The sequence below is a fragment of the Shewanella sp. S23-S33 genome (genome assembly GCF_043359565.1).
In the GTDB taxonomy this organism is placed as follows: domain Bacteria; phylum Pseudomonadota; class Gammaproteobacteria; order Enterobacterales; family Shewanellaceae; genus Shewanella; species Shewanella oncorhynchi.
Genome location: NZ_JBHFFD010000014.1, coordinates 82,746 through 107,345 on the forward strand (window position 1 = coordinate 82,746; position 24,600 = coordinate 107,345).

Here is a 24,600-nt window from a genome sequence, read left to right on the forward strand (position 1 = left end):
CCCACTCCTTACGTTATAAATTTAATCACTCAGCTATTGCTAAGCGATGCTTGCTAATGTCTCACACGCATAGACGCGGGTTTGCGCATCTAAGGCTAAAATATCTTCTATGCTGCCCATAGGACGTTTAGGCACAGTGACTAAACAAGCCTCATTCACTTTTGCAATTTGCGTAAAACCAATTTGCCCCTGCAAGAATGCTTCAACAGCGACCTCATTGGCAGCATTTAATACGGTTGTTGCCTCTTGGCCTTGGGCACACGCCTCCATAGCCAAAGCCAAACAGGGGAAACGTTCAAAATCAGGTTCATAAAAGCTTAACTGTCCGACTTTGAAAAAATCTAAAGGTTCAACGCCCGAATGAATTCTTTGCGGATAAGCCATGCAATGGGCAATCGGTGTGCGCATATCAGGGTTACCCATTTGGGCGATAACCGAACCATCACGGTACTGCACCATAGAGTGGATCACGCTTTGCGGATGAATAACCACTTTAAGTTGCTCAGCCTGAGTATTAAACAACCACCGCGCCTCAATGAACTCTAAACCCTTATTCATCATAGTGGCGGAGTCAACAGAGATTTTAGGTCCCATGGACCAATTAGGGTGTTTACAGGCTTGGGCAGGCGTCATGCCCGCAAGTGTCGCAAGATCCGACCGCAGGAAAGGTCCGCCAGAACCAGTTAACAAAATATGGGATATACCCGACGCAGCTAAATCGCAACGGCCGAGGTTAGCCTGCACTTCTAGGGGTAAACATTGAAAGATAGCATTATGCTCACTGTCCACGGGCAATAGCACAGCACCAGAGCGCTTAGTCGCCTCAATAAACAACTCACCCGACATGACTAAAGCTTCTTTATTGGCCAGTAATACTCGCTTTCCCGCCTTCACGGCTTCAAGGGTTGGTACTAGCCCTGCCGCCCCGACAATCGCTGCCATTACGGTATCCACTTCGGCAGCCGTCACTAAACCGAGTAAATCGTTTATGCCAGTAGTCACTTGGATATTGAGCGCAGCGGGTAAAACGGCGCGTAACTGTTTCGCAGCCGCTTCATCCACCATGTGCGCGACTTTCGGTTTATGGGCTACACACAAAGCCAGCATCTTATCAACGCTCGCATTGGCCACCAATCCATAGATGCTATAAGCCAATGGATTAGCCGAAATCACGCTTAAGGTACTAGCACCAATTGAACCGGTAGCACCCAAAATCACCATATTTTGCATAGCGTTACATCCAGAATGCAATGTAGATCAGGGTAAACACCGGCAAGGCTGCAGTCAGGCTGTCGATGCGGTCGAGCACGCCACCGTGACCGGGCAAAATAGTGCCAGAATCTTTAATACAGGCCGCACGCTTAAACATACTCTCAGATAAATCGCCCAGCGCTGACACTAAAGCAACAAATAAGGTCACGGCCACAACTAAACCCAGTTCTTGCTCTGGCGAATAATACATAACACCTGCAACCACGAGCATAGTCGTCACTAAACCACCGAGTAGGCCTTCCAAGGTTTTAGCAGGGCTCACTGCAGGCATCAGTTTCGTTTTACCTATCGCTTTACCGACGAAGTAAGCCCCAGAATCAGCGGCCCACACAATCAACATCACTAACAGTACTAACACTGGGCCGTAATAAGGAGAAGTTTGTGAGCTAATGGATTTGAGCGCGATAAGAGCAACAAAGCAAGGCACTAAGGTTAACTGTCCAAACATGGACTTAAACATAGGATTCTTTTGCCAGAACTTAGCGCTTTTAGGATAAGTTATCACTAATAATAGTGATGCTAACCACCAGAATGCACCAATATAGAGAATGGCCAAATAGATAGGATGTAACTGATGGCTTAACCAAACTGCATCAATTGGCACAATCAGATTAATTGCCACCAATAGGATGCCGACTGTGAAGGTAAAGCTCCACTGAGTGACATCACACTGATTATCGATAATTCTTCCCCATTCCTTTGCTGCAATAAGGAAGACGGCAACTAAGGCCCAGGCGAAGTAGCTGGCAGGGAGCAAAAATATCGCCCCTAAAACTAATGGAACTAACCAAGTTGCTGTTATTATTCGTTGTTTTAGCAAAAAAAATCCCTCATGAGGTTTTACAATGCACGCATCTCATCAATCTGACTTCCAGTCAGACCAAAACGGCGCTGGCGACTTGCAAAAATGGCTATCGCTTCATGAAAAGCCTGTTCATCGAAATCAGGCCAAAGGGTGTCGGTAAACACCAATTCTGCATAGGCCGCCTGCCACAGCACAAAATTGCTGATGCGACAGTCCCCGCCCGTGCGGATCATTAAATCAACTTCACTCTGATTTTGCATGCACAAATGTGCACTTAAGGCTTCTTCGGTGAACTGACTGCTGGTCATTTCGCCAGTTTCGACCTTTTCCGCTAATTTTTGTGCTGCTTGAAGTATGTCCCAACGGCCACCATAGTTAGCCGCAACATTCAGAACCAAGCCAGTATTGCGAGATGTCTTCTCTTGAGCAGCAGCAATTTGCTTCTGTAATCGCGCCGAAAAGCGGCTGATATCGCCAATAATGTTGAGCTTAACCTGATTCTTATCCAGCAATTTAATTTCGCGCTGTAATACAGTAAAAAACAACTCCATCAGCAAGCTGACTTCTTTATCGGGTCTACGCCAATTCTCGCTAGAAAATGCGAATAAGGTTAGCGATTCAATCCCTAATTGGCTTGCCGTGCTTACGGCTCTTCTAACGGCCTTAACACCAGCCTTATGTCCCATCACTCGTGGTTTACCTTGGGTTTGTGCCCAACGCCCATTGCCATCCATGATAATAGCAACATGCTTAGGTAACGACTGTTTCACGAGTTCGGGTAATTGTCCCGGCAAGGTCGTTTGAGTGTATAAATCACTCTCACTCGTCCTAGGGTGCGGATCAAGTTCCACTGTGGATGACATCTAATACAGCCCTTTAAAATAGACAAACGCCGTGTAGTATACCCCTACACGGCGCATCAACTCTAGCTTATCGAACTGAGATTAGACTTCCATCAACTCAATTTCTTTGGCCGCTAAAATCTCATCGACCTTTTTAATGTGAGCATCGGTGAACTTTTGCACTTCTTCTTCACTGCGACGCACATCATCTTCAGTACAAGCTTTAGCTTTTTCAAGCTTTTTCACTTCAGAAATCGCATCACGACGCACGTTACGGATAGCAATACGACCGTTTTCAGCTTCGTTACGCACCACTTTGATGAAGTCTTTACGACGTTCTTCAGTCAACGCGGGTAATGGAATACGTAATGTCGCGCCAGCTGACATAGGGTTCAGACCTAAATCAGAGCTCATAATAGCCTTTTCAACGGCTTGGATAGCACTACGGTCAAACACAGTCACAGACAGAGTGCGTGAATCTTCAACGCCCACGTTAGCCACTTGGTTTAGTGGCGTCATAGTGCCGTAGTAAGAGACTTGAATGGAATCCAGCAGGCTTGGGTGGGCACGACCGGTACGCACTTTTGCCATTTGGTTTTTAGTCGCGTCAACGCATTTACCCATACGCTCTTGCGCATCTTTCTTAATGTTCTCAATCACGTTAAATGTCCTTCTTGGTCATTAAATAACTTTTTTCGCTCTGATCAGCGTGCCTTCTTCTTCACCCATGATAACGCGGCGTAGAGCGCCGGGCTTGTTCATGTTGAAGACTAAAATAGGCATGTCGTGATCACGCGCCATAGTAAAGGCGGCTAAGTCCATTACTTTTAATTCTTTTTCCAGAATTTCCGCATAAGTCACTTCATCATACTTAACGGCATCAGGGTTCTTCATTGGGTCTTCGGAGTATACACCATCGACTTTAGTGCCTTTCAATACGACTTCAGCTTCGATTTCAATGCCGCGTAAACAGGCCGCAGAATCGGTCGTGCAGAAAGGATTACCTGTACCGGCAGCAAAAATAACCACTCGGCCAGATTTTAGCAAGCTGATAGCTTCAGCCCAATTGTAATCATCACACACACCCTTTAACGGGATAGCTGACATCAGACGAGCATTAACATAGGCACGGTGCAGGGCGTCTCGCATTGCCAAGCCGTTCATAACCGTTGCCAGCATACCCATGTGATCGCCCACCACACGGTTCATGCCTGCTTTTGCTAGGCCTTCACCGCGAAACAGATTACCACCACCAATAACCACACCCACCTGAATACCCAGCTCAACCAGCTCTTTCACTTCCTGAGCCATGCGATCTAATACTTTAGGGTCGATGCCGAAGCCTTCGTCGCCCATCAGTGCTTCGCCACTTAATTTAAGAAGAATGCGTCTAAATGCGGGTTTTGGATTGGTGCTCATAATTTTTATCCTGGTCATAACAAGACCGCAGCTATTGCCGCGGTCTTGGGGGTATTTAGCGTTGGCGATTAAGCCTTTTTAGAAGCAGCGATTTGAGCAGCAACTTCAGCCGCGAAATCTTCTTCTTTCTTCTCAATACCTTCACCCACTTCTAAACGAATGAAGTTAGTGACTTTAGCGCCTTTCTCTTTCAGAATTTCGCCAACAGTTTTCTTTGGTTCCATGATGTAAGCTTGACCAGTCAGAGAGATCTCACCGGTGAACTTCTTCATACGACCAAGAACCATCTTCTCAGCGATCTCTGCCGATTTGCCTTCGTTCATTGACATTTCGATTTGCAGAGCTTGTTCTCTTGCAACGATTTCTGCAGGAACATCTTCTGGGTTCACGTATTCAGGCTTAGAAGCAGCAACGTGCATTGCGATGTGCTTTAAGGTTTCTTCGTCAGCTTCACCGGCAACAACAACGCCAATGCGCTCACCGTGACGGTATGAAGATAGGTTTGCACCATCGATGTACTCAACACGACGAATGTTGATGTTTTCACCGATTTTAGTTACCAATGCAACGCGTGCATCTTCGAACTGTGCTTTTAAATCTTCAAGAGTCACTTTAGATGCAGCAGCGGCATCTAATACTGCGTTCGCGAATGCTAAGAAGTTTGAATCTTTAGCAACGAAGTCAGTTTGACAGTTAACTTCTAATAGCGCAGCGAAACCTTCGCCATTCTTGATCAGAATTGTACCGTCAGCAGCGATGTTACCCGCTTTTTTAGCCGCTTTAGCAGCGCCAGACTTACGCATGTTGTCAATTGCTAACTCCATGTCGCCGTTAGCTTCTGTCAGAGCGTTTTTACAATCCATCATGCCTGCGCCAGTACGGTCGCGCAGTTCTTTAACTTGGGCAGCAGTAATTGCCATTGTTAAATCCTCTATAAAAAATCGACTAATTTGCAGATATAAAACAGGGGCCGAATGGCCCCTGTTAACCAATCAAAAATCTTGGTTAATAAGGGTGATGATAATCATCCCGCCTTATTATTATTCGGCTTCTACGAAACCGTCTTGCTCAGCTTGAACAGCCAAATCTTGACCACGGCCAGCTTTTGCAGCAGCAGCAACAGAAGAAGTGTACAGGCGGATAGCACGCATAGCGTCGTCGTTACCAGGAACGATGTAGTTAACACCATCTGGCGCAGAGTTAGTATCAACAACTGCAACAACAGGGATACCCAGGTTGTTAGCTTCTTTAATAGCGATATGCTCATGGTCAGCACCAATGACGAATAATACGTCTGGCAGGCCGCCCATGTTTTTAATACCACCTAAAGATTTTTCCAGCTTTTCAAGCTCACGAGTACGCATCAGCGCTTCTTTCTTGGTCAGCTTGTCGAAAGTACCGTCTACTGATTGGCTTTCCAGTTCTTTCAGACGTTTGATTGACTGACGAACGGTTTTCCAGTTAGTCAGCATACCGCCTAACCAGCGGTGATCAACATAGTACTGGTCACAAGACAGAGCAGCTTCTTTGATCGCTTCGCCAGCAGCACGTTTAGTACCAACGAATAATACTTTACCTTTCTTTGAAGCTACGTTGCTGATGAAAGCTAGCGCTTCATTGAACATTGGCACAGTATGCTCAAGGTTAATGATGTGAACACCGTTGCGAGCACCGAAAATGAATGGCTTCATTTTTGGGTTCCAGTAACGGGTTTGGTGACCGAAGTGGACACCGGCCTGAAGCATATCGCGCATTGAAACTGTAGTCATTTCTATTACCTTAAAATTTAGGGGGTTAGACCTCCACGTATCCCATGTCTTCGACCCCTTATATAACAACTGAGGGCACCCCGAAGAATGTGTCGACACGTGTGTGATTTAGTATTTAGACAAATAGCCATGTATAATGGCCGCCATCTTTAGTCTTGCAAGTATCAAAGCAGCGCAAAAGCTGGCTTGGGCAATTCATCAAGACTTAAACATAACGGCGCGCTTTATACCATAAATAGCCCTAAAGCACAAATTTTTGCATTAGGTTGCGTGGCCAACAGACATTAAAGACACAAGAGAAAACGCAATGAGTATAGTCATCAAGACCGCTGAAGAAATTGAAAAAATGCGTGCTGCGGGCAAACTAGCCGCACAGGTATTAGAAATGATCGCGCCGCATGTTAAACCGGGCGTGACCACCAATGAGCTCAATGACCTCTGCGCCAAATATACCGAAGAGCAAGGTGCAATTTCGGCGCCGCTTAACTACCATGGTTTTCCCAAATCCATTTGTACTTCTGTAAACCATGTGATTTGCCACGGCATTCCAAACGACAACCCACCATTGAAAGAAGGCGATATCCTCAATATCGACATCACAGTGATTAAAGACGGTTATCACGGCGATACCTCGATGATGTTTTTAATCGGTGAAGTGAGTGCGAAGGACAAACGTCTGTGCCGCATCGCGCAAGAAAGCCTGTATTTAGCTATTCGTAAGGTTCGTCCAGGTTTAAAACTGGGTGAAATCGGCAATACTATCGAAAAATTCATCAAAGCAAGTAAAACAGGCCTTGAGAAATATTCCATCGTGCAAGATTATTGTGGCCACGGTATTGGCTCGGGTTTCCATGAGGAACCTCAGGTTATGCATTACCGTAACGGCGATAACACAGTATTACGCCCAGGCATGTGTTTCACCATTGAACCTATGATCAATGCTGGTCGCCACACGACCATACTCGATCGCGATGATAAGTGGACGGTAACGACCTCCGATGGTAAAAATTCAGCCCAGTGGGAACATACCTTACTGGTGACTGAAAAAGGGGTTGAAGTACTTACCCTGCGTGAGGATGAGGATTTCCCACGTATTATCAATCACGAGCGATAGGCCACACTAACAAACATAAAAACAAGGGACTCGATGAATATAGCTCTGCTCGCTAAACAATCATTAATCGAACAGAATCAGATTCTTTTGGCCAGTTTTAAGGCTAAAACCCCGATTGAAGAGCTCGTCACGCAGCGCTGTCAATTTGTCGATGCCCTTGTCAAGCAAGCTTGGGAACAGCACGGTCTAAGGGAATATGATATTGCCTTGATTGCCGTGGGCGGCTATGGCCGTGGGGAGCTGCATCCCCACTCAGATGTCGACTTGCTGTTCCTGTTTAATGATATTTTGTCACCCGCCGCCGAAGCGGCACTCAGTCAGTTTATTGCCTTTCTGTGGGATGCCAATCTGGAAATCGGCCACAGTGTCCGTACGTTAAACGACACGATTATCCTCGGCCGTGAAGACATCACCATAGCCACCAATCTGTTAGAGGCACGGTTGCTCGAAGGGCCCGAATTTTTATTCGATCAACTTTATGATGCGATTCGTCAGAGTGACTTTTGGACTTCAAGCGATTTTTTTATCGCAAAACGGGATGAGCAAAATGCCCGCCATGCCAGAGCCAGTGCCTTCGATTTAGAACCCAATATCAAGAGTTGTCCCGGTGGTCTTAGGGATATTCAAACCATTGCTTGGGTGGCCATGCGCCATTTTGGCGCCGCTCGCCTCGAAGAATTAGTCCAATACGACTTTTTAGAGCCTGGTGAACTAGAAGAGCTGCTCGAATGTCAGCACTTTTTGTGGAAATTACGCTTTGCCCTGCACATGGTGGTCGGTCGCGATGAAAATCGCTTACTCTTTGATGTACAGCGCCAAGTTGCCGAGCTTATGGGCTATGAAGACGCCACCCAGCTTGCTGTTGAGCAAATGATGAAACGTTACTATCGCACGGTACGCCGAGTGATGGAGCTAAACGAAATGTTGCTGCAGCTGTTTAAACGGGCAACACTGGGCCACACAAAAGCTTTAGAAATTCAATCGATAGATAAACACTACCAGCGCCGCGGCACCTTTATTGAAGCGCTAAGCGATGATCAGTTCGATAGCGGCGAAGAAATTGTCCGGCTGTTTTTGTTGGTCGCTAAAAACTCCAACATCAAAGGTATTTACGCACCAACGCTGCGTTCGCTGCGCCGAGCAAGACGCGCACAATCTCAAGCCTTACAAGAAAACCCGCTTTGTCGCCAAGCCTTTATGGAAATTCTGCGCCACCCTCGCGGCATTGTTGCTTTGTCTTTAATGCATAAACACGGTGTGTTGTCAGCCTATTTACCCGCATGGCGAAATATTGAAGGCCAGATGCAGTTCGACCTGTTTCACGCCTATACGGTCGATGAACACACCCACAGATTACTGCTTAATATCGAGCGTTTTTCCCAAGCCGAACAAAAAGAAGAATTTCCCTTAGGCTCGATTCTGATCAACCAACTGCCTAAAAAAGGTTTACTCGTATTAGGCGCTATCTTCCACGATATCGCCAAAGGCCGCGGTGGCGATCACAGTAAACTGGGCTCAAGCGATGCCCTCGCCTTTTGTAAGCTGCACGGGTTAAACGATCACGATGGCCGTCTAGTCGCTTGGCTGGTTGAAAATCATCTGGTGATGTCTGTCACCGCCCAGCGCCGCGATATTTCCGATCCCGATGTGGTGGCCGACTTTGCCAATAAAGTCCGCGATGCCGTGCATTTAAGTTATCTGTACTGCTTAACCGTCGCCGATATCTGTGCCACCAACGAAAAAACCTGGAACAACTGGAAAGGCTCACTGCTGCGCGATTTGTACTTTTCGACCCAAAGAGTGCTCGCCCGCGGTAAAGAAAAACCCGTCGATATTCGTGCCAGAGTGCGTGAATACCAAGCAAAGGCGAAAAAAGAACTGCTGCGCCGCGGATTGAAAGAGAAAGATCTCGATGCCCTGTGGCAACGTTTTAAGGCAGATTACTTTTTACGCCACCAGCCAAATCAAGTCGCGTGGCACGCCGAAGCGATTTTAAAGCACAAACAACAGGATGAGCCCTTAGTCTTAGTGTCCAAACACACCACCCGTGGTGGTACTGAGCTATTTGTCTATTGCCAAGACAGACCTAAATTGTTCGCAACTGTGATGGCGGTACTCGACAATAAAAATATCAACGTCCATGATGCCAACATCATGACGTCAAAAGATAATTATGCTCTCGATACCTTTGTGATCTTAGAGCAGGATGGTGAGCCCGTTAGCCAGCTTTCACGCATTCAAAGTATCCGTAAAGCGCTTGAGAAAGCCCTGTCGAGCGACAGTCCAAAACTGCCGCGCTTTAGAAAACTATCGCGCAAGATGAAACCTTTTAATGTGCCGACACAAGTGAGTTTCCTCGAAAGCAGTCGTCATGGTACAAGTATGATGGAGCTTATCGCCTTAGATTCGCCAGGATTACTGGCAAAAGTTGGGGATATCTTTTACCGTTGCAACACAACATTACTCGCGGCCAAAATCACCACCATTGGTGAGCGAGCCGAAGACTTTTTTATGCTGCAGACCAATGACGGCTTGCAACTTAACGAAAACCAAGAGAATACCCTCAGGGACGCTTTAATCAGTGCCCTGAGTGCAAAGAATATCGAATCAGTTAATTAACGAGACCAGTGGGAGAAGTAAATGGAGGCTTTACGCCAACGTATTGAGGCGGCTTTTGAAGCACGCGCCGACATCACACCAAGCACAGTTGACGCAGGTGTGCGCAGCGATGTGCAAAATGTCATCAATATGCTCGATAAAGGTGAAGTCCGTGTCGCCGAGAAAATCGACGGACAATGGCACGTACACCAGTGGCTGAAAAAGGCGGTATTACTGTCCTTCCGTATTTTCGATAACGTGGTTATCGATGGCGCCGAAACCAAATACTTCGATAAAGTGCCGTTAAAATTTGCCGAATATGATGAAGCTCGCTTTAAAGCGGAAGCCATTCGCGTGGTGCCTTCGGCTACAGTGCGTAAAGGCTCATTCATAGGTAAAAATACCGTGTTGATGCCATCTTATGTGAACTTAGGTGCTTATGTTGATGAAGGCACTATGGTTGATACTTGGGCGACCGTTGGCTCATGTGCACAAATCGGTAAAAATGTGCATTTATCTGGCGGCGTAGGTATTGGTGGCGTACTTGAGCCATTGCAAGCGGGCCCAACCATCATCGAAGATAACTGCTTTATCGGTGCGCGTTCTGAGATTGTTGAAGGCGTTGTGGTTGAAGAAGGCTCAGTGATTTCCATGGGCGTGTATATCGGCCAAAGCACTCGAATTTATGATCGCGAAACCGGCGAAGTGCATTACGGTCGTGTACCAGCAGGCTCTGTTGTCGTTTCTGGCAACCTGCCATCAGCCTGTGGCAAGTACAGCCTCTATGCCGCTATTATCGTTAAGAAAGTCGATGCAAAAACCCGTAGTAAAGTGGGTATCAACGAATTACTGCGTATTGTTGATTAACAGTCACAGCATTCGTTCGATAACATGAGTTCCATAAAAAAGATGCCTAAGGGCATCTTTTTTATTATCAGAACTATTTAACCTACGATTAAGCGATCACTGCCCAGCTTTATAATAACTGTCTAATAAAGCAATTAAATCAAACGCTCTACCTCACGGAATGCATTTCTCGTCATGGCAATGGCCCGCCAGCCGATAATCCCCAATGGCTGCTGCGCTTTGTTCACCACCACAAGATATTCTGAGTCTAGTAAATTCAACTGCAGTAATGCATCTTCCGATGTGGCCACCTCACTGATAATAGGCACTGAATGCTCCATGATCTGATGGGCTTTTTTATGCAGTGATGCCCTATCCAGTTCACGCTCAGCTGCAGCGCCAAGTAATGGGCTAAACCAATGTTCCAGTAAGCGACTCGTGATCACCCCAAGTATCTTATGTTGCTCATCCAATACCACGGCCACCTTAGCATGGGCAGTCGTAAGTAAACGCTTAATATCAACTAACTCATGGTCGAGTGAAATCGTGACTAAAGGTTCAAGCGGCGCAGCGCCGATATGATCGCTAATACTCAACTCTCGATTAATCAAAATCGCTAAACAGGTTTCGACTATCTCAGTGTCAAAAAGTGTCCCTTTACCCGCACGCAATACTTCAGTCATTTTCTCCAGCCCTAACGATGGGCGATAAGGCCTATGGGACAATATCGAATCGGCAACATCGGCGACGGCAATAATTTTCGCCTCATATAAAATCGCCTTATCCTTTAAGCCCGCGGGATAACCTGAGCCATCGAGTCGCTCATGATGCTGTAAAATCATCTCTTTAATGGGCCAAGGAAACTCCACATCCTCAATAATTTCAGCACCATGGAGTGGATGAGTCTGTATTAATGCGTATTCTTCTTTTGAAAGTTTTGACGGTTTTGTCAAGATCTGCGATGGAATCGCTAACTTGCCGATATCATGAACTAAGGCACCAATCTTCAGCCCTTCTAAACGCAGCGGGTCTAAACCTAATTTCTCACCAATCAAATAACTTAATTGCGCCACCGACTTTTGATGCCCTGCGGTATAGGCATCTTTCAGTTCTAATGCCTCAGAAATAGCACTAATAAGCTGGGTTAACGATTGAGATAATTGCTCTTTTTGCGCTTTAATGATTTTGGACTGGCGGGATACCGCGCGCAATGTGCGTGGTAGTTCAATGCTGTGCCATAAAATGCTGGCAAAAGTCAGTAATGATCTCGCATCATTACGACTATAAGGCTCGTTACGGTCGACCACGCACAGCATGCCCACTAAGCGACTGCGAAATAAAATCGGCACCGCCAAGTAACGCCCTCCAAGTAGCAGTTTATCTAAGGGCAAATCCCCTAAGCGCCTTTGGGAGTCGGTTTGATTTTGGATGATCGGCTTATAATCTCGCACACATTCGAGCCATACGCGGCTTTCAAGTTCTGACACTTGGGTATTATCTTCAACAAAATCGGCTTGATTAGCCTCTGCATGGGGATACTCAGAACGCGCAGCAAGTGTGAGTGTTTTTAACTTTTCGTTATGCAACAGAATAAAGCCATATCGACTGCCAGTGAGCGACATAGCCTTAGAAACTGCGACTTTAAATACTTCTTCTTGGGAGGATTTAATCACATCTTCAATGTGTTGCAGCCAAGCATCGCTGGCTTGAATCGCTCGACGATAATCCGAGTGCAACTCCTTCATCTGCGGATCTTCAAAATTGATGTCGGATAGAATCAAGTACCATCCCATTTCAGGCAAAGAATGCAGCGCGAGATGCACACGTATGCCGCGATGATCTTGTAATTGAAAACCTATTTCTTGGCCGCGTCGCCTCACTATATCGGCGCATAGTTCAGCATTAAAAGCACTAAACAATTGGCTAATGGGTTGATTAATGATTTGCGCCGCAGAGCGTTTGCAACGGCTGTAAAAGGCTTGGCTCATCCGTAGCACACAAAACTGCTCATCTAGCTGTGCCCAAGATAAATTCAAACTATCGGGCAAGTCTTTCATTCCAACGATAAGGCTTTGACGAGTTGACATCCAGCACTCCGACCTGTAATTCGAGCATGGGCAATACACTATACCGCTATGTTCACCCCAATGTGAGCACTATAAAATCTCCAATAAACATAATGATAGCTGATTTCATGACAAACGCGGGTTAAAATAAACGCCGCTGAATGTCATGCCATTGCCACGACTCACCTACATCTTAGAAAACGATCGTTTTATTGCCGTACACGACCACTTGTTCGTTGAGCACTAATTGCAGCGCTTTACTCAATACACTCTTTTCAACATCGCGCCCAGCACGTGCCATTTCTAAGGCGCTATAACTGTGGTCGACGGGAATGACGTCTTGTTTAATGATCGGCCCTTCATCGAGGCAATTATTCACAAAATGCGCCGTCGCACCGATAATTTTCACCCCGCGCTCCCAGGCTTGGCGATAGGGTGCTGCACCGATAAAAGCAGGTAAAAAAGAATGATGGATGTTGATGATGCGATTAGGATATTGCGCCACAAAATCAGGCGTTAATACCCGCATATACTTAGCCAAGACTAAATAATCGGGTTCGTATTGAGATACCGCAGCCAACAGTGCTTGCTCGTGTTGAATTCGGTCTAAGCCTTCGTGACTCACCAGATGAAAAGGGATGTTAAACTTCTCTGCCAATTCACGTAGTGCATCATGGTTACCCACCACAGCGGCAATCTCGACACTTAAACCACCGTAATAGGCTTTCATTAACAAATCGCCTAAACAGTGTGCTTCCTTTGTGACTAACACCACAATGCGTTTTTTACCCGCGCTAACTAACGTCATATGATTTTGCGTAGGCAGTACGTCACGCAGATCCTGCAATAACTGTTCGCTGTTAAAAATGCCCTCTAACTCAGTTCGCATAAAGAAACGCCCTTGGGCATTATCCACAAACTCACTGTTTTTAATGATATTCAATTTATGGGTAAAACAAACACTGGTGATTTTAGCGATGAGGCCTTGGGCATCAGCGCAATCCGTCAGTAAGATTTTACGCTCTATGGATGGCGAAGTATTACCGCGAGTTTCAGTCATTTGTTGCAAAGTTGGCTCTCCTATATTGTCCCTACATCGAGTTTGCCATAGCAAATCATGCTGAACAGTATGAAAACCCTATAATGCGAAAATAAAAATGATATTTCAGAGGCTTGAATCAATAAAATGTAAAAATTAAGCAGTTAATTTTGTAAAAACACAATCCTAGCGGCGAGTATCTAAGTAACGCTGCAATACTTTACGTAAGGTTTCGGCCTTAGTGCCGTAAACCACCTGCACACCTTTGCCCATAACGATCACGCCCTTAGCGCCCAACTGACTCAAACGCACCTTATTGACTAACTCGGGCTTGTGTACGCTCAAGCGTAAACGTGTCAAACAAGCATTAAGTTCAACGATATTTTCACGCCCGCCGAGCGCCGCAATAATCGCCCGTAAACTTTCTTTGGGTCCTTTACTGTCGTTATGCTCAAGCCTACCGGGAGTTTTCAAATTAAAGGCTAAAATACTCAGTCTAAACAACAGGTAATATATTATGGCGGTTAAAGGCCCAAGGAAAATAAACCAGCTGGCATTACGGGACAATGGAAATAGCAGCGTAAAGTCCACCAGCCCTTGGGAAAATACTATGCTGTGGTGAATATCCAGCATAATACAGACAAAATAAGCGAGCCCAGTGAGTAAGGCGTGAATAATAAATAGAATCGGCGCCACAAACATAAAAGCAAATTCGATAGGTTCAGTCACCCCAGTTAACCAACTTGCCGCCCCCGCCGAGAGCATAATGCCCGCCACGCGATTCCGCTCAGAGGGATCTGCACAGCGCCACATTGCCAGTGCAGCCGCCGGTAATCCCCACATTTTAATCAGATAACCACCGGCAAGGTTTCCCGCCTGCGGATCGCCCGCTAAATAGCGCGCCACCTCACCACGAACGACTTCATGCCCCAATAACTGATATTGACCCACCTCTAAGTAAAAAGGCGCATTCCAAATATGATGTAAGCCAAGGGGAATAAGTAACCGCTCTAATGCGCCATAAACGCCAAAGGCGATGGCCGGTTTTTGATAAACCGCCCAGTCGGATACGCGCTCAATCAATAAAGCTAATGGTGGCCACACATGGGCGAGTACATAACCTAGGCTCATCGCTAGGGGAATAATAAGTAAAGATGCACTGCGACGGCCCTCGAAGAAAGAGAAAATCGCAGGCAAGCGAATATATTGACTCCAACGGACTGCGAGGCAAGTGATACCACCGAGCATCATGCCACCTGCAATCCCAGTATCTAAGGTATCCATTCCTAATAAAGGTTGGGTTGGAAGTCGATACAAATCGGCCAGTGCGGCTAACGTCGCCGTCATCACCCCATAACCAAACACTGCCGAAAAGGCGGCAATGCCTTGATCGCGACAAAAACCAATAGCGACAGCCACGGCAAATAACATCGGCATAATGGCGAAAATGAGTTTGCCCACCGCCAGCATCAGCACTGTCAGCTCTTCGGGCATAAAAGGAATTGGACTAACGGTTAAGCCGAGCATAACCCCAGCGGCGGGTAAAATGGCAATAGGAATAAGCAGCGCTTGGCTTAAGCGCTGGGCAAATTTAAACCACTGTAGATTGACGAAACTACCTAAGCGACGAGCTCGGTTTTGACGACTTGATTCCAGCGTTTTAGCCATTTTATCGCTTCAACCTCAGGTTCCATGGTTTCACAGGCATCAATTTCAAGTAATTCCACCAACGGCTTAGCGCCAAGTTCACTCAAGAGTGCATTTACAGACTTACCTGCACCGCAGAAAGTCTCATAACTTGAATCACCTAGAGCTATCACACTGTATCTAAGCTCAGGTAAGTAGGGTGCTAGATGTTTAAGATTATGATACCAAGACTGAATATCATCGGGTAAGTCCCCTTGCCCGGTCGTCGAAGTCACCACCACTAACAATTCATCCTGAGGAGGAATAAAGCTTACTACCTCATTAGGTTGCCACAATGTGACATCATAACCTAAAACTTGCATTTCTTTCTCTAGGGTTTCAGCGGCAAATTGTGCACTACCATATACAGTGCCAAACACCAGATTCACCTTTTTCATGATACACTCCACATCGCGTTGCAAACCTTATTAGGCTGACCTTACTTTATTGTTCAGCGTATGAGCAAGCTAAGGCGCAAATTTTTTATAAATCAAGCCATTGAGCGTGAGAAAATATCTAATGCGACAGTCCACCCGCCAAAAACACCTCAAGCAGCACCACAAAACAACCCATATTCGGCGTAAAAACTACTTCCACTCCGCCCAGCAAAATCTCATATCGCCACTTGCACTCACGTCTGGATTCTCAACCTTAGCCGTCATGATGCAAGAGCTGCGGCCACAAACAGCACAAACGCCACAACTCCACGATTAAGCAATCCACCTCGTTTTAAATTCGATGACTTTAGTTTCAATAACAAAGCAAAGTAAATGCACTTAATTTTATTCACGCGGCTAAGTTGATATCACCATATCAAGCATTGGCCGCTTGCTGTTCACGCCTCTTGGGCGATGAATAACTCAGCTTGCTGACTCAAGGTCGCCTCGTCCCAACCTAGCTCGGCAAACACGGTTTCCCACTCAGACTCGAGCTCGGTTTCTATGCTGAGCCGAGTTTGAGTTATTGGGTGTGTAAAGGTGAGTTTTTTTGCGATAAGCCACAGGCGATTAATACCGAAATGCTCACGAAAAAACGCATTTTGCTTACCGTCGCCATGGGTGGTATCACCGACAATAGGGTGACGTAGATGCGCCATATGTCTTCTGAGCTGATGCTTACGCCCCGTTTTAGGGCTCAAACGTACCAGTGCGAAACGGCTAGTGGAATATCGACCTGACGGATACGGAATTTCAGTATTGAGTAATGGCTCATAAGCCGTCACAGCCTCCTGCGCGGCTTTGTTAGGATCGGCATTCTTATCGCCTAATTCATCCAACTCAACCTTAAGCGCATAATCTAAAACACCGCTCTCATGCATATTACCGCGCACTAAAGCCAGATATTGTTTTTCAACCGTATGGGAGGCAAATTGCTCACACAGAGCATTGGCCACTTCACTACTCTTGGCAAACAAGAGCACGCCGGATGTCGGCCTGTCGAGACGATGTACAGGAAACACATGACAGCCCACTAAGTCACGGGTCAGCTGCATGGCAAAAAATCGCTCCCGACGCGCTAAATAACTGCGGTGGACCAATAAGCCTGCGGGTTTATGAATTGCCACTAAGTGCTCATCTTCATAAAGAATTTCAATCTCAGGCGCCTGCTCTTCTGAATCATCCTCTTGGGATACATTCACTGCATTTTCAGGCGTTTCAAGCCAGGTATCATCTTGATTCATTTAACAACATATCCAATTCATTCAATAGGCTAATTAAAGTTTGGCGCGGGGGCATATCCAGCCAAACATGTTCAGCCATAGGGGCAATCGCAATTTGAGTCGGCAATGGCGCCCCCGTTTCGATTAAAGTCTGCATTCTAGGCAGCAAAATAAACTGCAGCCACTGCTCAAGGGGCATAAGATCACAGGCAAAAGGTGCTGTGCTTGCCATTGCAGCGGCAGAAGGCGCTTGCTCAGACCACAACTCGGCCGCTTGCAGCGCGTGGGTAATCTGAGCCAATTTAGCTTGGGTTTGACTGTATAACATAGCTTTCAGATCCATTCTCATATTAGCCCTGTGTGATTCGAAAACTTCCCACAATTCACTGGCCGAATAGGTCGATTAAAGTGCCGCAATCATACCATCCAGACGCACTTCCCCCTATAATGGCGCCAATTTATTGAGCCTCTTTGATTGATATGGCAGCCAAATGACTGAAATTACAACTTTAAGCCAGTTTTTAACCACAGCCAAAACCCAGTTCCAAGTGTATGATCTTGGCCGTAGGGTGCAACATATTGATATGCTCGCATTTCACCAAATCGAATCTCTGTCAGCCCCTTATCCTTATCCCATTCAAGGGCATGCACAATTTGCTATTGTCTTTTGGGATGCGAGCCAACAACACTTTATTTGGTTTCTAAAACTGGCGTTAGATGAGCAAGGATTACTGTCGCCTGCACCGCGCTCACAATTTATCGAAATGATATTAGCGGCATTAGGGCAAGATCCCACTCAGCCACTCAGTGATGAGCAGCAAGAACGACTCGCGAATAATCCGTTTAATTTCAAGCCAAGCCAGGAAAAACTTGCCGTATTTAACGCACTCGTTCGTAAACAACTTGGCCAGCGCGCTTCATCACAATACGAGTTTGCCGTGCAATATCTGTCAGGCCAAATTGCCCCATCACAATGGCAACATATTGGAATGCAAGGCATAGCCGATGTGTGTGTACGCACAAAAGAATTTGATCATGAGCAGCACTTGGTATCGAGTTTTGATACAGCCTCCATCGAAGTGCAAATCGCCCTATGCCAATGTCTTGAACACTTACAGATTAGCGACACACTCGCCGATAAAATTCTCGCGAAACTTCAAGACGCAGCGCCAGAACACCAAGCCTATTTCCTTCGCGCTCTGGCTTCTAGCGCTAAACACAGCCAAAAAGCGTTTGAGCATCTACACGACCAAGCCTCTTTAGATACCAATGCCCTCATCAGCATTGCCGGACGTAACTGGTCGGTATTAAAACAAGATTCAAGTCGCAGTCTTTACTTAGAAGCTTTAGCACTGCAGCCCCAAGCCTTTTTTAATCAGGTCTTTGCTGATATTGTGGCTATTCCTAGTTTGCGCAATCAACTACTAGGCGAATTAAGAAATCCCAATCGAAGTGTTCAACTATCACAAGCCATAGGTGGTTTGTTTAAGGCAGCTAGCAAATGATGTCAGATTTACTGTTAATTATTGGCCTCGTCGTGATTGCCGCATTCTTTTGGCAACTACGCCAAATGGCAGAGTTGAGCCGTATTTTTGCCGAAAAAGAATGTTGGCGACAAAAAGTTCAACTGTTAGCCATTGCCATGGAAACTGCCCGCCCAAGTATTGGCGGCACCACGGGGATTTGTTGGAAAGCGAAATATTTATTTGAATTCAGCACCGACGGCATTAACCAATACCGTGGCCATATTTGGATGCAAGGTAAGAAAATTCAAAAAATAGAATGGCCTATCTTCCCTGAGCCTGAATGGCATGAAGCCCCAACGTCACAGGGTAAGTTTGGCGGGTGTGGTACGCAAAGTGGTTGCAACTCAGGCAAATGCCATTAAGCTTTTATCGACAATGTTGGCTCAAATAAAATGTGAGCCAACATAGAGAGCAAGACATCATTCTTTTTTATCGTAAATACGGCTAAAAAATAACTCACTGTAAAAGTTAAAAAAGAAAGGGCGCGGCCCTAAAGCCACGCCCTCCTATTCTCTGTTAAGCTATCCCGCTATTTTTGTGCTCCCTGCACCATCCATGCGTCAATCTGCGTCCTGCTTCATCCCTGCTCAATCCTTGAGGTCCTTGTACTCATGTACTTCCCTATCTCTTGGTCATCCAGTCCCAAGCTTGCTCTTTCCTGAGCGGTTCCATCATCATCCATGAAACGGGTATTGCATCCATTCAATTTCAATTGCACTCCCTGTGCCATTGCCATCCTATGCAATAAGTCTATCAATCCTTGATAGTCTCCCTTCCTTGGTATTGGCTCTCTTTCATCCTGAAAAGCCTATATCCCTATCTTTCCTTAAGTCACATTCCTTAGTCACTGTTCGATCATCCTGATCGCCAACATCCTGTTGCCCGTAACTCCTTCTACAAGATGAATTCTACGCCAACCAACAAAAGTACTCATTGCGGATTATTTAAAATGTTAACGAAGATGGTGAGTTCAATTGACAGAAAATAGACTAACCTACTGATATAAATATAAATAATAACTAGCCACAAGACATAACCACCCTTTTGGCTTACAAATTACTTACATACTTGTGAGAGATCTCTTACACGGAGGATGGCAATTCAAATCAAAAGTAAGCAAAGCGCTAGATATTCTCCCCTGAAGGACTTATGCATAAACCGCTATCGCTCAATATTCGACAAGCATTCGGCGAATGACCAGAACACAGAGAGTAAATCATTGGGCAATAAGAGAAGTAAGACTGGTAAACATGTTTTACGGCAAGATGTCTTTAAGCAGCGTTAAGATAAAGTCTGTGTGAATAGCGTTATAGCGTGAATAGCGTTATAGCTTGGCAAAGCCAGATTAATGCTGAAAATGAACCAAAGAAAAGGGCGCAACTAAAGTGCGCCCCATTTATCCTTTGTAAGCCGTCCTGCTCGATTTGTGCTCCCTGCACCATCCATGCGTCTGCTTGCGTCCTGCATCGTCCCTGTAATCCCTTTTTGTCCCTGTGTATCAAACTTACGTGAGATAACACTCAGTCCCTTGACCTGTAAATCCTTTTTACAGAGCCTGTCACTTCCTATGACGTATTCCTATTGCATCCTGCAAAATTTATTTTCCATAGATTAGTACAAGCTGTTCACCCTTATACTTTATCCTTATCTCGACACATCCTGTTTCGAGTTCATGCTTAATCCTTAAGCGTGTCCTGTATTCTTCCTGAAATTCATCATCCTGACGATACAACTCACTGTCCCTAATCATCCTTGAAAAGCAATCCTGCTTTTCCTTAGCCTATCCGAGGCGAATGACAGTTTTCCTACCGTCAGCGATTTCAACCTTGAAATCTTAATTCGTTGCTTCTTGCGTCCCTTTGGCCTGTTTTGCTTTCCTTGCTATCCATTTGCTTTGGCCATGAGTGAATTCTACGTTAACCCTAACGTTTTTGTTCGGCTCAAAGAACGGACTACAAGATTAATTACGGACCAACCAAAGAAAAATAAATACAACCCAATGATTCTATTTAAAATTAAACATTGCAGGACAAAAAACAATCAAAAAGAAAACATTATGTCCTACAACGTTTGTAAGCGATCTCTCACACTGGCATGGGCATCTCACTCGGGCAATTTTTTTAACGTTTAAAAAAGCGGCAGATCATCTGCGCAAACATCACCCAATCAGCCATCAAACTGTAAAAAGGATACTGAAATGTCGCGGGTCGATTCTTCTCAAATACGAAGTGTCCCACCCATGCAAAACCATAACCAACAATAGGAATAAACCAACATAGCCACCAGGCTTGTGAAACCAAGGAAATGCCAATAAGCATCAGAACTAAACAACTGCCAACAAAGTGTAATTTCCGACAAGTCGGGTGCTGGTGTTGGGATAAATAGAAAGGATAAAAATCGGCGAAACGTTTATAAGAGTTAGTCATCTTGTTGAACCGAATAGAATAAAAGCTGGCCATGGACACTGCCGATACTCAGCTCGCCTATGGATACAAAGTCATGCTGAGTAAACAGTTGCAAGTGGTTCTCCTGAGCGATAAACACACCAATGCCATCCAAATCAGGCTGCTCATCACACCAACTCACCACAGCTTGCACTAACTTATGTCCAAGTCCTTTGTGCTGTTCATTTGGTGCAAGAGCAATAAACTGCAAAATACCGCAGTGCTTACTGGGTAAAAGTTCAATAATACTGGACTCTTTGTTCATTAGTGCTTGAGTCGATTGCCAACCTGTACCTAACAACATCTTTAAGCGCCAATGCCAATAACGCCCTTCCCCTAAAGGCACTTCTTGAGTAACTACACAGGCTAACCCAAAGAGTCTTTCATGGTCGAATAAACCAATGAGGGCTTGTTTTTGTTGCCATAACGTATTGAGTTCTTCCCTGATTGCGGCGCGCAATTTTTGCTCATAAGCGGCTTTGTCTGAGGTAAAGAGTGAATCGACAAAAAAAGGATCATCATGGTAAGCGTTATAGAGAATAGAAGCGGCAATGCGTAAGTCTTCCGCGGTCAAATAGACTGCGCGGCAGTCCTCCAGAATTTCATTGTCCATCGTTAGCATTCCTTGACTTAGCTCACACTTTTTTATGCGTAACTGTTAATCTACCAAGGAAACTAAAAAGTGCAAATTTTAATCATAGATTGCATTTTTCAATCAGGCGCTTACTCTAAACGAAGGCACTATACTGAAAAGGAAATAATGATGGATACAACTCCAGTAGACTTAAGCCACTTGTTTGAGCAACTCGGTTTAGACAGTAGCGACGAGGCCATAGCGCAGTTTATTGCAACCCATGATATCGACCATCACATCCATTTAAGCCAAGCGCCCTTTTGGACCCCAGCCCAAAAGAGCTTTATCATTGAAGGTTTAGAAGCCGATGCCCTCTGGACTGAGCCCATTGAGCAATTAGACACTCAGCTACGTAAACGATAAGACTCGTTGGTTCAGATTTTACCGTAAGCCGTTTCACCCCAACCCACTAAGGCATTGTTGCTCAGCACGATAGGCGTGCATTCATCCTTAGTGGTTTTTCCATCGCCATTATTACGCTGGGTACGATAAAACAACACTAAGACTTCTTTATTGGCTTCACCTTGTTGAGCACTTTGTTGAATATAGGCTTCACTAAAATCAGCGGTGCCCATTAAGATCATCACTTGGTCTTTAGGCATGCCTAAGCTCAGTTTGGTTAAGTTAGTGCGATTTTTATCCTGCACTTTCTCCCAAGATTCGCTGCTATCCCAGCCCGATTCTCCATCACCGACATTGACCACGCAGCCGCTAAGACCTAAGCTTGCGAGCCCTAAAAAAGTGATGGCGATAAGTTTGTTATTCAATTTATGGTTCATCATGTGACATCCTGTGTAATTATTATTGAAGCTTAAAAAATGGTATTTCGGCTGGACAATAAGCAAAATAAATGCCACAAGACAACACACTGTTTTTAAATGAAAAAATTAATTATTATTTTAAAATTGGTTTAAACAATTCAACAAATTAAGGAATTTTGCTAATTATGAGTCCCCTTGACCAAGTATTAGCGGCCGCACGTTCGCTCGAAGCCTGCGGTAAAGTACCGAGCCTTGCCTTAATTAAAACCCGTTTAGGTAGTAGCCTACCTTTACCTATATTGATCCAAGGCTTACAGCAATTTAAATCTATGCCTAAGGCAGATCGCGAGCGTTTAGCTGAGTTGCAAACTATCAGCCCTACAACTGACGTTCCCGCAACTAACGATACCTTAACCCTTGCTGTGCTCGCCGAGCGCATGCAGATGCAACAGGCGTATTTTGAACGTCATGCTGAGCAGCAAAAAACAGAAATAATGCAATTAAAAAACGAACTGCTTGAACTTAAACAACGCATCAACTTATTAGAAATCCAAGGAAAAACAGCTTAATGTTTGTCACTGAACTGCGCTTCGAATGCTTCGCCGACACCACGATATCTGCCGCCGAGAAGGCCATTAATCAGCTCCTTGAAGCCTATCGAGCTAATGGCCAAATCTTAGGACGAGAATTTGCGGTCGCCTTTAATGACGGTGAGTTTAGAGTGCGTTTATTGATGCCAGAGAAAAGCAGTTTAGCGCACAAATATCACAGCCCTTGGGTCAAAAAAGCCTTAGTAGAATTAACCGACGCTAAACTACTCGCGCCGCGGGAAAAGTTTATTGGTCAGGATATCAATTCTGAAGTAAGTAATACCGAAACACCCAGCTGGCAACTGCTATACACCAGTTTTGTGCATATGTGCTCGCCCCTACGCTGCGGCGACAATTTATTGCCCATTCCCCTGTACCGTATACCCGCAACCTTTAATGGCGATCATAAACGTATTATCCGTTGGCAGAGCGAATGGCAAGCCTGCGACGAGCTGCAAATGGCGGCGGCCACTAAGGCAGAATTTGCCGCGCTAGAGGAATTATCGAGTCCTGACAGTGATTTATTTCGCAGAGGTTGGGATTTGCGCGGTCGTATCGAATATCTCACTCAGATCCCGACCTATTACTACTTATATCGCGTTGGCGGCCAAGATTTAGCCACAGAAAAAACGCGACCTTGCCCACGTTGTGGCAGTCATGATTGGAAACTCGATGAACCTTTATTGGATATGTTCCATTTTCGCTGCGAGCCTTGCCGCATAGTGTCGAATCTGTCTTGGGATCATCAATAACATCTGTTTATCCCCTTGCAGAACTCAACCTAAGATAAGCCACGCTTAGGTTGAGTTAATACTTAGGTTGATAATAAAAATGTCGCTCACAGAAGTTAACGTTTACCGAAAAGGTTTTGCCACATACGTTTAAAACTGGCGAAAATACCAGGATGTTCTAATGCGGGCATAGGTAATTCTTCATGTTTAACGGGTGGTGCTATCCGTGGCGATAATGCTTCGATAAACGCAGTCAAACTCGAGGACAATTGCTCAGATTGCACTTCACCAGGAATTTCAATCCATACGCTACCATCACTGTTATTGATGGTGAGCATTTTATCTCCCTCATCTAACAGACCGATAAACCAAGTCGGTGACTGCTTCAGTTTTTTCTTCATCATCAGATGACCAATCAAGTTTTGTTGCAGGCAGTTAAAATCGTCATCATTCCAGACTTGCAGTAACTCCCCCGTGCCCCACTTAGAGTCAAATAATACTGGTGCGGAGAAATAATGACCGTAAAAATCATTGATCTCTGGCCATAAAGTTAACTCCAGTGCATGCTCTACATTGGCGAAACTGCCTTCAACTTTGCGTTTCACTGGCTGCCAAGAAACAGCCTGTTCAAGATCGGGTTGAAATTCGCCTTGAATACACACAGAAGGCTCACCCTGTGGGTAATAACGCGGTAGTTCACCTAAACTCGTTAAGTAAGCTTGATGATAGTTTTGCAAAAATTTATCGAGTGCGGGCAGACAAGACACTTAAGCACAATCCAATTTCAGGTATAATGTG

At 45.4% G+C, this 24,600-nt stretch carries 26 protein-coding genes; 9 read left to right on the top strand and 17 right to left on the bottom strand.

The features are described from left to right. Positions 1 to 39 precede the first annotated feature (39 nt). From ispC to rpsB, 7 genes are all read right to left on the bottom strand, one after another. A complete protein-coding gene (gene ispC / locus ACHA99_RS03675; RefSeq protein WP_393941108.1) occupies positions 40 to 1,230 on the bottom strand; it encodes a 1-deoxy-D-xylulose-5-phosphate reductoisomerase in 1,191 nt (396 codons plus the stop codon). A gap of 4 nt (positions 1,231 to 1,234) precedes the next feature. Next, positions 1,235 to 2,092: a phosphatidate cytidylyltransferase gene (locus ACHA99_RS03680; RefSeq protein WP_263160666.1), complete on the bottom strand. Its 858-nt coding sequence runs from the start codon at positions 2,090 to 2,092 to the stop codon at positions 1,235 to 1,237. A 20-nt stretch (positions 2,093 to 2,112) separates the two neighbouring features. Beyond that, positions 2,113 to 2,940 (bottom strand): isoprenyl transferase, encoded by an 828-nt coding sequence (locus tag ACHA99_RS03685; RefSeq protein WP_028760605.1) that lies wholly within the window; start codon positions 2,938 to 2,940, stop codon positions 2,113 to 2,115. An 81-nt stretch (positions 2,941 to 3,021) separates the two neighbouring features. Then, positions 3,022 to 3,579: a ribosome recycling factor gene (frr, locus tag ACHA99_RS03690; RefSeq protein WP_012088724.1), complete on the bottom strand. Its 558-nt coding sequence runs from the start codon at positions 3,577 to 3,579 to the stop codon at positions 3,022 to 3,024. A 21-nt stretch (positions 3,580 to 3,600) separates the two neighbouring features. Beyond that, positions 3,601 to 4,338 carry a UMP kinase gene (gene pyrH / locus ACHA99_RS03695; protein ID WP_006080981.1) on the bottom strand — a complete coding sequence of 246 codons (738 nt, stop codon included), beginning with the start codon at positions 4,336 to 4,338 and terminating at the stop codon, positions 3,601 to 3,603. Between the two features lie 68 nt (positions 4,339 to 4,406). After that, a complete protein-coding gene (tsf, locus tag ACHA99_RS03700) occupies positions 4,407 to 5,258 on the bottom strand; it encodes a translation elongation factor Ts (RefSeq protein WP_028760606.1) in 852 nt (283 codons plus the stop codon). A gap of 120 nt (positions 5,259 to 5,378) precedes the next feature. Next, entirely contained in the window at positions 5,379 to 6,107 is a 729-nt protein-coding gene (gene rpsB / locus ACHA99_RS03705) for a 30S ribosomal protein S2 (protein ID WP_028760607.1), read from the bottom strand. Positions 6,108 to 6,390: 283 nt separating this feature from the next. Between rpsB and map the strand changes: the two genes are divergently transcribed. Genes map through dapD form a run of 3 tightly spaced genes read left to right on the top strand, consistent with a single transcriptional unit; the run spans position 6,391 to position 10,686 of the window. Next, the gene (gene map, locus ACHA99_RS03710) at positions 6,391 to 7,221 is read left to right on the top strand and encodes a type I methionyl aminopeptidase (RefSeq protein WP_226058787.1); all 831 of its coding nucleotides are present in this window, start codon (positions 6,391 to 6,393) and stop codon (positions 7,219 to 7,221) included. A gap of 33 nt (positions 7,222 to 7,254) precedes the next feature. After that, the gene (gene glnD / locus ACHA99_RS03715; RefSeq protein ID WP_393941112.1) at positions 7,255 to 9,840 is read left to right on the top strand and encodes a bifunctional uridylyltransferase/uridylyl-removing protein GlnD; all 2,586 of its coding nucleotides are present in this window, start codon (positions 7,255 to 7,257) and stop codon (positions 9,838 to 9,840) included. 21 nt (positions 9,841 to 9,861) lie between these two features. Further along, positions 9,862 to 10,686, top strand: coding sequence for a 2,3,4,5-tetrahydropyridine-2,6-dicarboxylate N-succinyltransferase (gene dapD, locus ACHA99_RS03720; RefSeq protein ID WP_028760609.1), 825 nt, complete (start codon positions 9,862 to 9,864; stop codon positions 10,684 to 10,686). 134 nt (positions 10,687 to 10,820) lie between these two features. Here the strand turns inward: dapD and ACHA99_RS03725 are convergent, their stop codons facing one another. From ACHA99_RS03725 to ACHA99_RS03740, 4 genes are all read right to left on the bottom strand, one after another. Beyond that, entirely contained in the window at positions 10,821 to 12,752 is a 1,932-nt protein-coding gene (locus tag ACHA99_RS03725) for an HD domain-containing phosphohydrolase (RefSeq protein ID WP_393941115.1), read from the bottom strand. 172 nt (positions 12,753 to 12,924) lie between these two features. Continuing rightward, positions 12,925 to 13,791 (bottom strand): formyltetrahydrofolate deformylase, encoded by an 867-nt coding sequence (gene purU / locus ACHA99_RS03730; protein WP_105252965.1) that lies wholly within the window; start codon positions 13,789 to 13,791, stop codon positions 12,925 to 12,927. 165 nt (positions 13,792 to 13,956) lie between these two features. Continuing rightward, positions 13,957 to 15,438: a PTS transporter subunit EIIC gene (locus ACHA99_RS03735; RefSeq protein WP_173245852.1), complete on the bottom strand. Its 1,482-nt coding sequence runs from the start codon at positions 15,436 to 15,438 to the stop codon at positions 13,957 to 13,959. Next, on the bottom strand, positions 15,390 to 15,854 hold the full coding sequence (locus ACHA99_RS03740) for a flavodoxin (protein ID WP_028760613.1): 465 nt from the start codon (positions 15,852 to 15,854) through the stop codon (positions 15,390 to 15,392). Before ACHA99_RS03740 ends, ACHA99_RS03735 begins: the two co-directional genes overlap by 49 nt. Positions 15,855 to 15,975: 121 nt before the next feature. Here ACHA99_RS03740 and ACHA99_RS03745 point away from each other — a divergent pair, with 121 nt between their 5' ends. After that, positions 15,976 to 16,170, top strand: a complete 195-nt coding sequence (locus ACHA99_RS03745) for a hypothetical protein (protein WP_263266388.1) — start codon at positions 15,976 to 15,978, stop codon at positions 16,168 to 16,170. Between the two features lie 121 nt (positions 16,171 to 16,291). On the opposite strand, the gene truC is transcribed toward ACHA99_RS03745, so the two are convergent. Both truC and ACHA99_RS03755 read right to left on the bottom strand, forming a co-directional pair. Further along, the gene (gene truC / locus ACHA99_RS03750) at positions 16,292 to 17,137 is read right to left on the bottom strand and encodes a tRNA pseudouridine(65) synthase TruC (RefSeq protein WP_393941118.1); all 846 of its coding nucleotides are present in this window, start codon (positions 17,135 to 17,137) and stop codon (positions 16,292 to 16,294) included. Continuing rightward, a complete protein-coding gene (locus ACHA99_RS03755; RefSeq protein WP_028760615.1) occupies positions 17,124 to 17,444 on the bottom strand; it encodes a YqcC family protein in 321 nt (106 codons plus the stop codon). The genes truC and ACHA99_RS03755 overlap by 14 nt, the downstream gene beginning before the upstream one ends. A gap of 163 nt (positions 17,445 to 17,607) precedes the next feature. Between ACHA99_RS03755 and ACHA99_RS03760 the strand changes: the two genes are divergently transcribed. Then, entirely contained in the window at positions 17,608 to 18,621 is a 1,014-nt protein-coding gene (locus ACHA99_RS03760) for a DUF3549 family protein (protein WP_219250176.1), read from the top strand. After that, positions 18,618 to 19,004, top strand: coding sequence for a DUF3301 domain-containing protein (locus ACHA99_RS03765; protein ID WP_105249728.1), 387 nt, complete (start codon positions 18,618 to 18,620; stop codon positions 19,002 to 19,004). Before ACHA99_RS03760 ends, ACHA99_RS03765 begins: the two co-directional genes overlap by 4 nt. Positions 19,005 to 20,762: 1,758 nt before the next feature. Here ACHA99_RS03765 and ACHA99_RS03770 read toward each other — a convergent pair. Both ACHA99_RS03770 and ACHA99_RS03775 read right to left on the bottom strand, forming a co-directional pair. Further along, positions 20,763 to 21,068: an Mpo1-like protein gene (locus ACHA99_RS03770; protein WP_393941121.1), complete on the bottom strand. Its 306-nt coding sequence runs from the start codon at positions 21,066 to 21,068 to the stop codon at positions 20,763 to 20,765. Then, positions 21,061 to 21,699 carry a GNAT family N-acetyltransferase gene (locus tag ACHA99_RS03775; protein ID WP_028760619.1) on the bottom strand — a complete coding sequence of 213 codons (639 nt, stop codon included), beginning with the start codon at positions 21,697 to 21,699 and terminating at the stop codon, positions 21,061 to 21,063. Before ACHA99_RS03775 ends, ACHA99_RS03770 begins: the two co-directional genes overlap by 8 nt. A 150-nt stretch (positions 21,700 to 21,849) precedes the next feature. Between ACHA99_RS03775 and ACHA99_RS03780 the strand changes: the two genes are divergently transcribed. Next, positions 21,850 to 22,083 carry a DUF2789 domain-containing protein gene (locus ACHA99_RS03780; protein ID WP_028760620.1) on the top strand — a complete coding sequence of 78 codons (234 nt, stop codon included), beginning with the start codon at positions 21,850 to 21,852 and terminating at the stop codon, positions 22,081 to 22,083. Between the two features lie 11 nt (positions 22,084 to 22,094). Here the strand turns inward: ACHA99_RS03780 and ACHA99_RS03785 are convergent, their stop codons facing one another. Beyond that, complete coding sequence (locus ACHA99_RS03785; RefSeq protein ID WP_028760621.1) at positions 22,095 to 22,502, bottom strand: DUF3192 domain-containing protein; 408 nt, start codon at positions 22,500 to 22,502, stop codon at positions 22,095 to 22,097. Between the two features lie 164 nt (positions 22,503 to 22,666). On the opposite strand from ACHA99_RS03785, the gene ACHA99_RS03790 reads away from it, so the two are divergent. Both ACHA99_RS03790 and ACHA99_RS03795 read left to right on the top strand, forming a co-directional pair. Further along, on the top strand, positions 22,667 to 23,050 hold the full coding sequence (locus ACHA99_RS03790) for a hypothetical protein (protein WP_113938966.1): 384 nt from the start codon (positions 22,667 to 22,669) through the stop codon (positions 23,048 to 23,050). Next, positions 23,050 to 23,823, top strand: coding sequence for a Zn-ribbon-containing protein (locus ACHA99_RS03795; RefSeq protein ID WP_393941124.1), 774 nt, complete (start codon positions 23,050 to 23,052; stop codon positions 23,821 to 23,823). The genes ACHA99_RS03790 and ACHA99_RS03795 overlap by 1 nt, the downstream gene beginning before the upstream one ends. 95 nt (positions 23,824 to 23,918) lie before the next feature. On the opposite strand, the gene syd is transcribed toward ACHA99_RS03795, so the two are convergent. Continuing rightward, positions 23,919 to 24,569, bottom strand: a complete 651-nt coding sequence (gene syd, locus ACHA99_RS03800; RefSeq protein ID WP_028760624.1) for a SecY-interacting protein — start codon at positions 24,567 to 24,569, stop codon at positions 23,919 to 23,921. Positions 24,570 to 24,600 lie beyond the last annotated feature (31 nt).

Coding starts and splice junctions, on each gene's coding strand:
- ACHA99_RS03735 (WP_173245852.1), bottom strand. CDS start 15,438: ATGGCTAAAACGCTGGAATCAAGTCGTCAAAACCGAGCTCGTCGCTTA.
- ACHA99_RS03770 (WP_393941121.1), bottom strand. CDS start 21,068: ATGACTAACTCTTATAAACGTTTCGCCGATTTTTATCCTTTCTATTTA.
- glnD (WP_393941112.1), top strand. CDS start 7,255: ATGAATATAGCTCTGCTCGCTAAACAATCATTAATCGAACAGAATCAG.
- ACHA99_RS03775 (WP_028760619.1), bottom strand. CDS start 21,699: ATGGACAATGAAATTCTGGAGGACTGCCGCGCAGTCTATTTGACCGCG.
- purU (WP_105252965.1), bottom strand. CDS start 13,791: ATGACTGAAACTCGCGGTAATACTTCGCCATCCATAGAGCGTAAAATC.
- ACHA99_RS03725 (WP_393941115.1), bottom strand. CDS start 12,752: ATGTCAACTCGTCAAAGCCTTATCGTTGGAATGAAAGACTTGCCCGAT.
- ACHA99_RS03745 (WP_263266388.1), top strand. CDS start 15,976: ATGCGACAGTCCACCCGCCAAAAACACCTCAAGCAGCACCACAAAACA.
- ACHA99_RS03790 (WP_113938966.1), top strand. CDS start 22,667: ATGAGTCCCCTTGACCAAGTATTAGCGGCCGCACGTTCGCTCGAAGCC.
- rpsB (WP_028760607.1), bottom strand. CDS start 6,107: ATGACTACAGTTTCAATGCGCGATATGCTTCAGGCCGGTGTCCACTTC.
- ACHA99_RS03760 (WP_219250176.1), top strand. CDS start 17,608: ATGACTGAAATTACAACTTTAAGCCAGTTTTTAACCACAGCCAAAACC.
- ACHA99_RS03740 (WP_028760613.1), bottom strand. CDS start 15,854: ATGAAAAAGGTGAATCTGGTGTTTGGCACTGTATATGGTAGTGCACAA.
- ACHA99_RS03785 (WP_028760621.1), bottom strand. CDS start 22,502: ATGATGAACCATAAATTGAATAACAAACTTATCGCCATCACTTTTTTA.
- dapD (WP_028760609.1), top strand. CDS start 9,862: ATGGAGGCTTTACGCCAACGTATTGAGGCGGCTTTTGAAGCACGCGCC.
- ACHA99_RS03765 (WP_105249728.1), top strand. CDS start 18,618: ATGATGTCAGATTTACTGTTAATTATTGGCCTCGTCGTGATTGCCGCA.
- pyrH (WP_006080981.1), bottom strand. CDS start 4,338: ATGAGCACCAATCCAAAACCCGCATTTAGACGCATTCTTCTTAAATTA.
- ACHA99_RS03685 (WP_028760605.1), bottom strand. CDS start 2,940: ATGTCATCCACAGTGGAACTTGATCCGCACCCTAGGACGAGTGAGAGT.
- ispC (WP_393941108.1), bottom strand. CDS start 1,230: ATGCAAAATATGGTGATTTTGGGTGCTACCGGTTCAATTGGTGCTAGT.
- tsf (WP_028760606.1), bottom strand. CDS start 5,258: ATGGCAATTACTGCTGCCCAAGTTAAAGAACTGCGCGACCGTACTGGC.
- ACHA99_RS03755 (WP_028760615.1), bottom strand. CDS start 17,444: ATGTTATACAGTCAAACCCAAGCTAAATTGGCTCAGATTACCCACGCG.
- ACHA99_RS03795 (WP_393941124.1), top strand. CDS start 23,050: ATGTTTGTCACTGAACTGCGCTTCGAATGCTTCGCCGACACCACGATA.
- ACHA99_RS03780 (WP_028760620.1), top strand. CDS start 21,850: ATGGATACAACTCCAGTAGACTTAAGCCACTTGTTTGAGCAACTCGGT.
- truC (WP_393941118.1), bottom strand. CDS start 17,137: ATGAATCAAGATGATACCTGGCTTGAAACGCCTGAAAATGCAGTGAAT.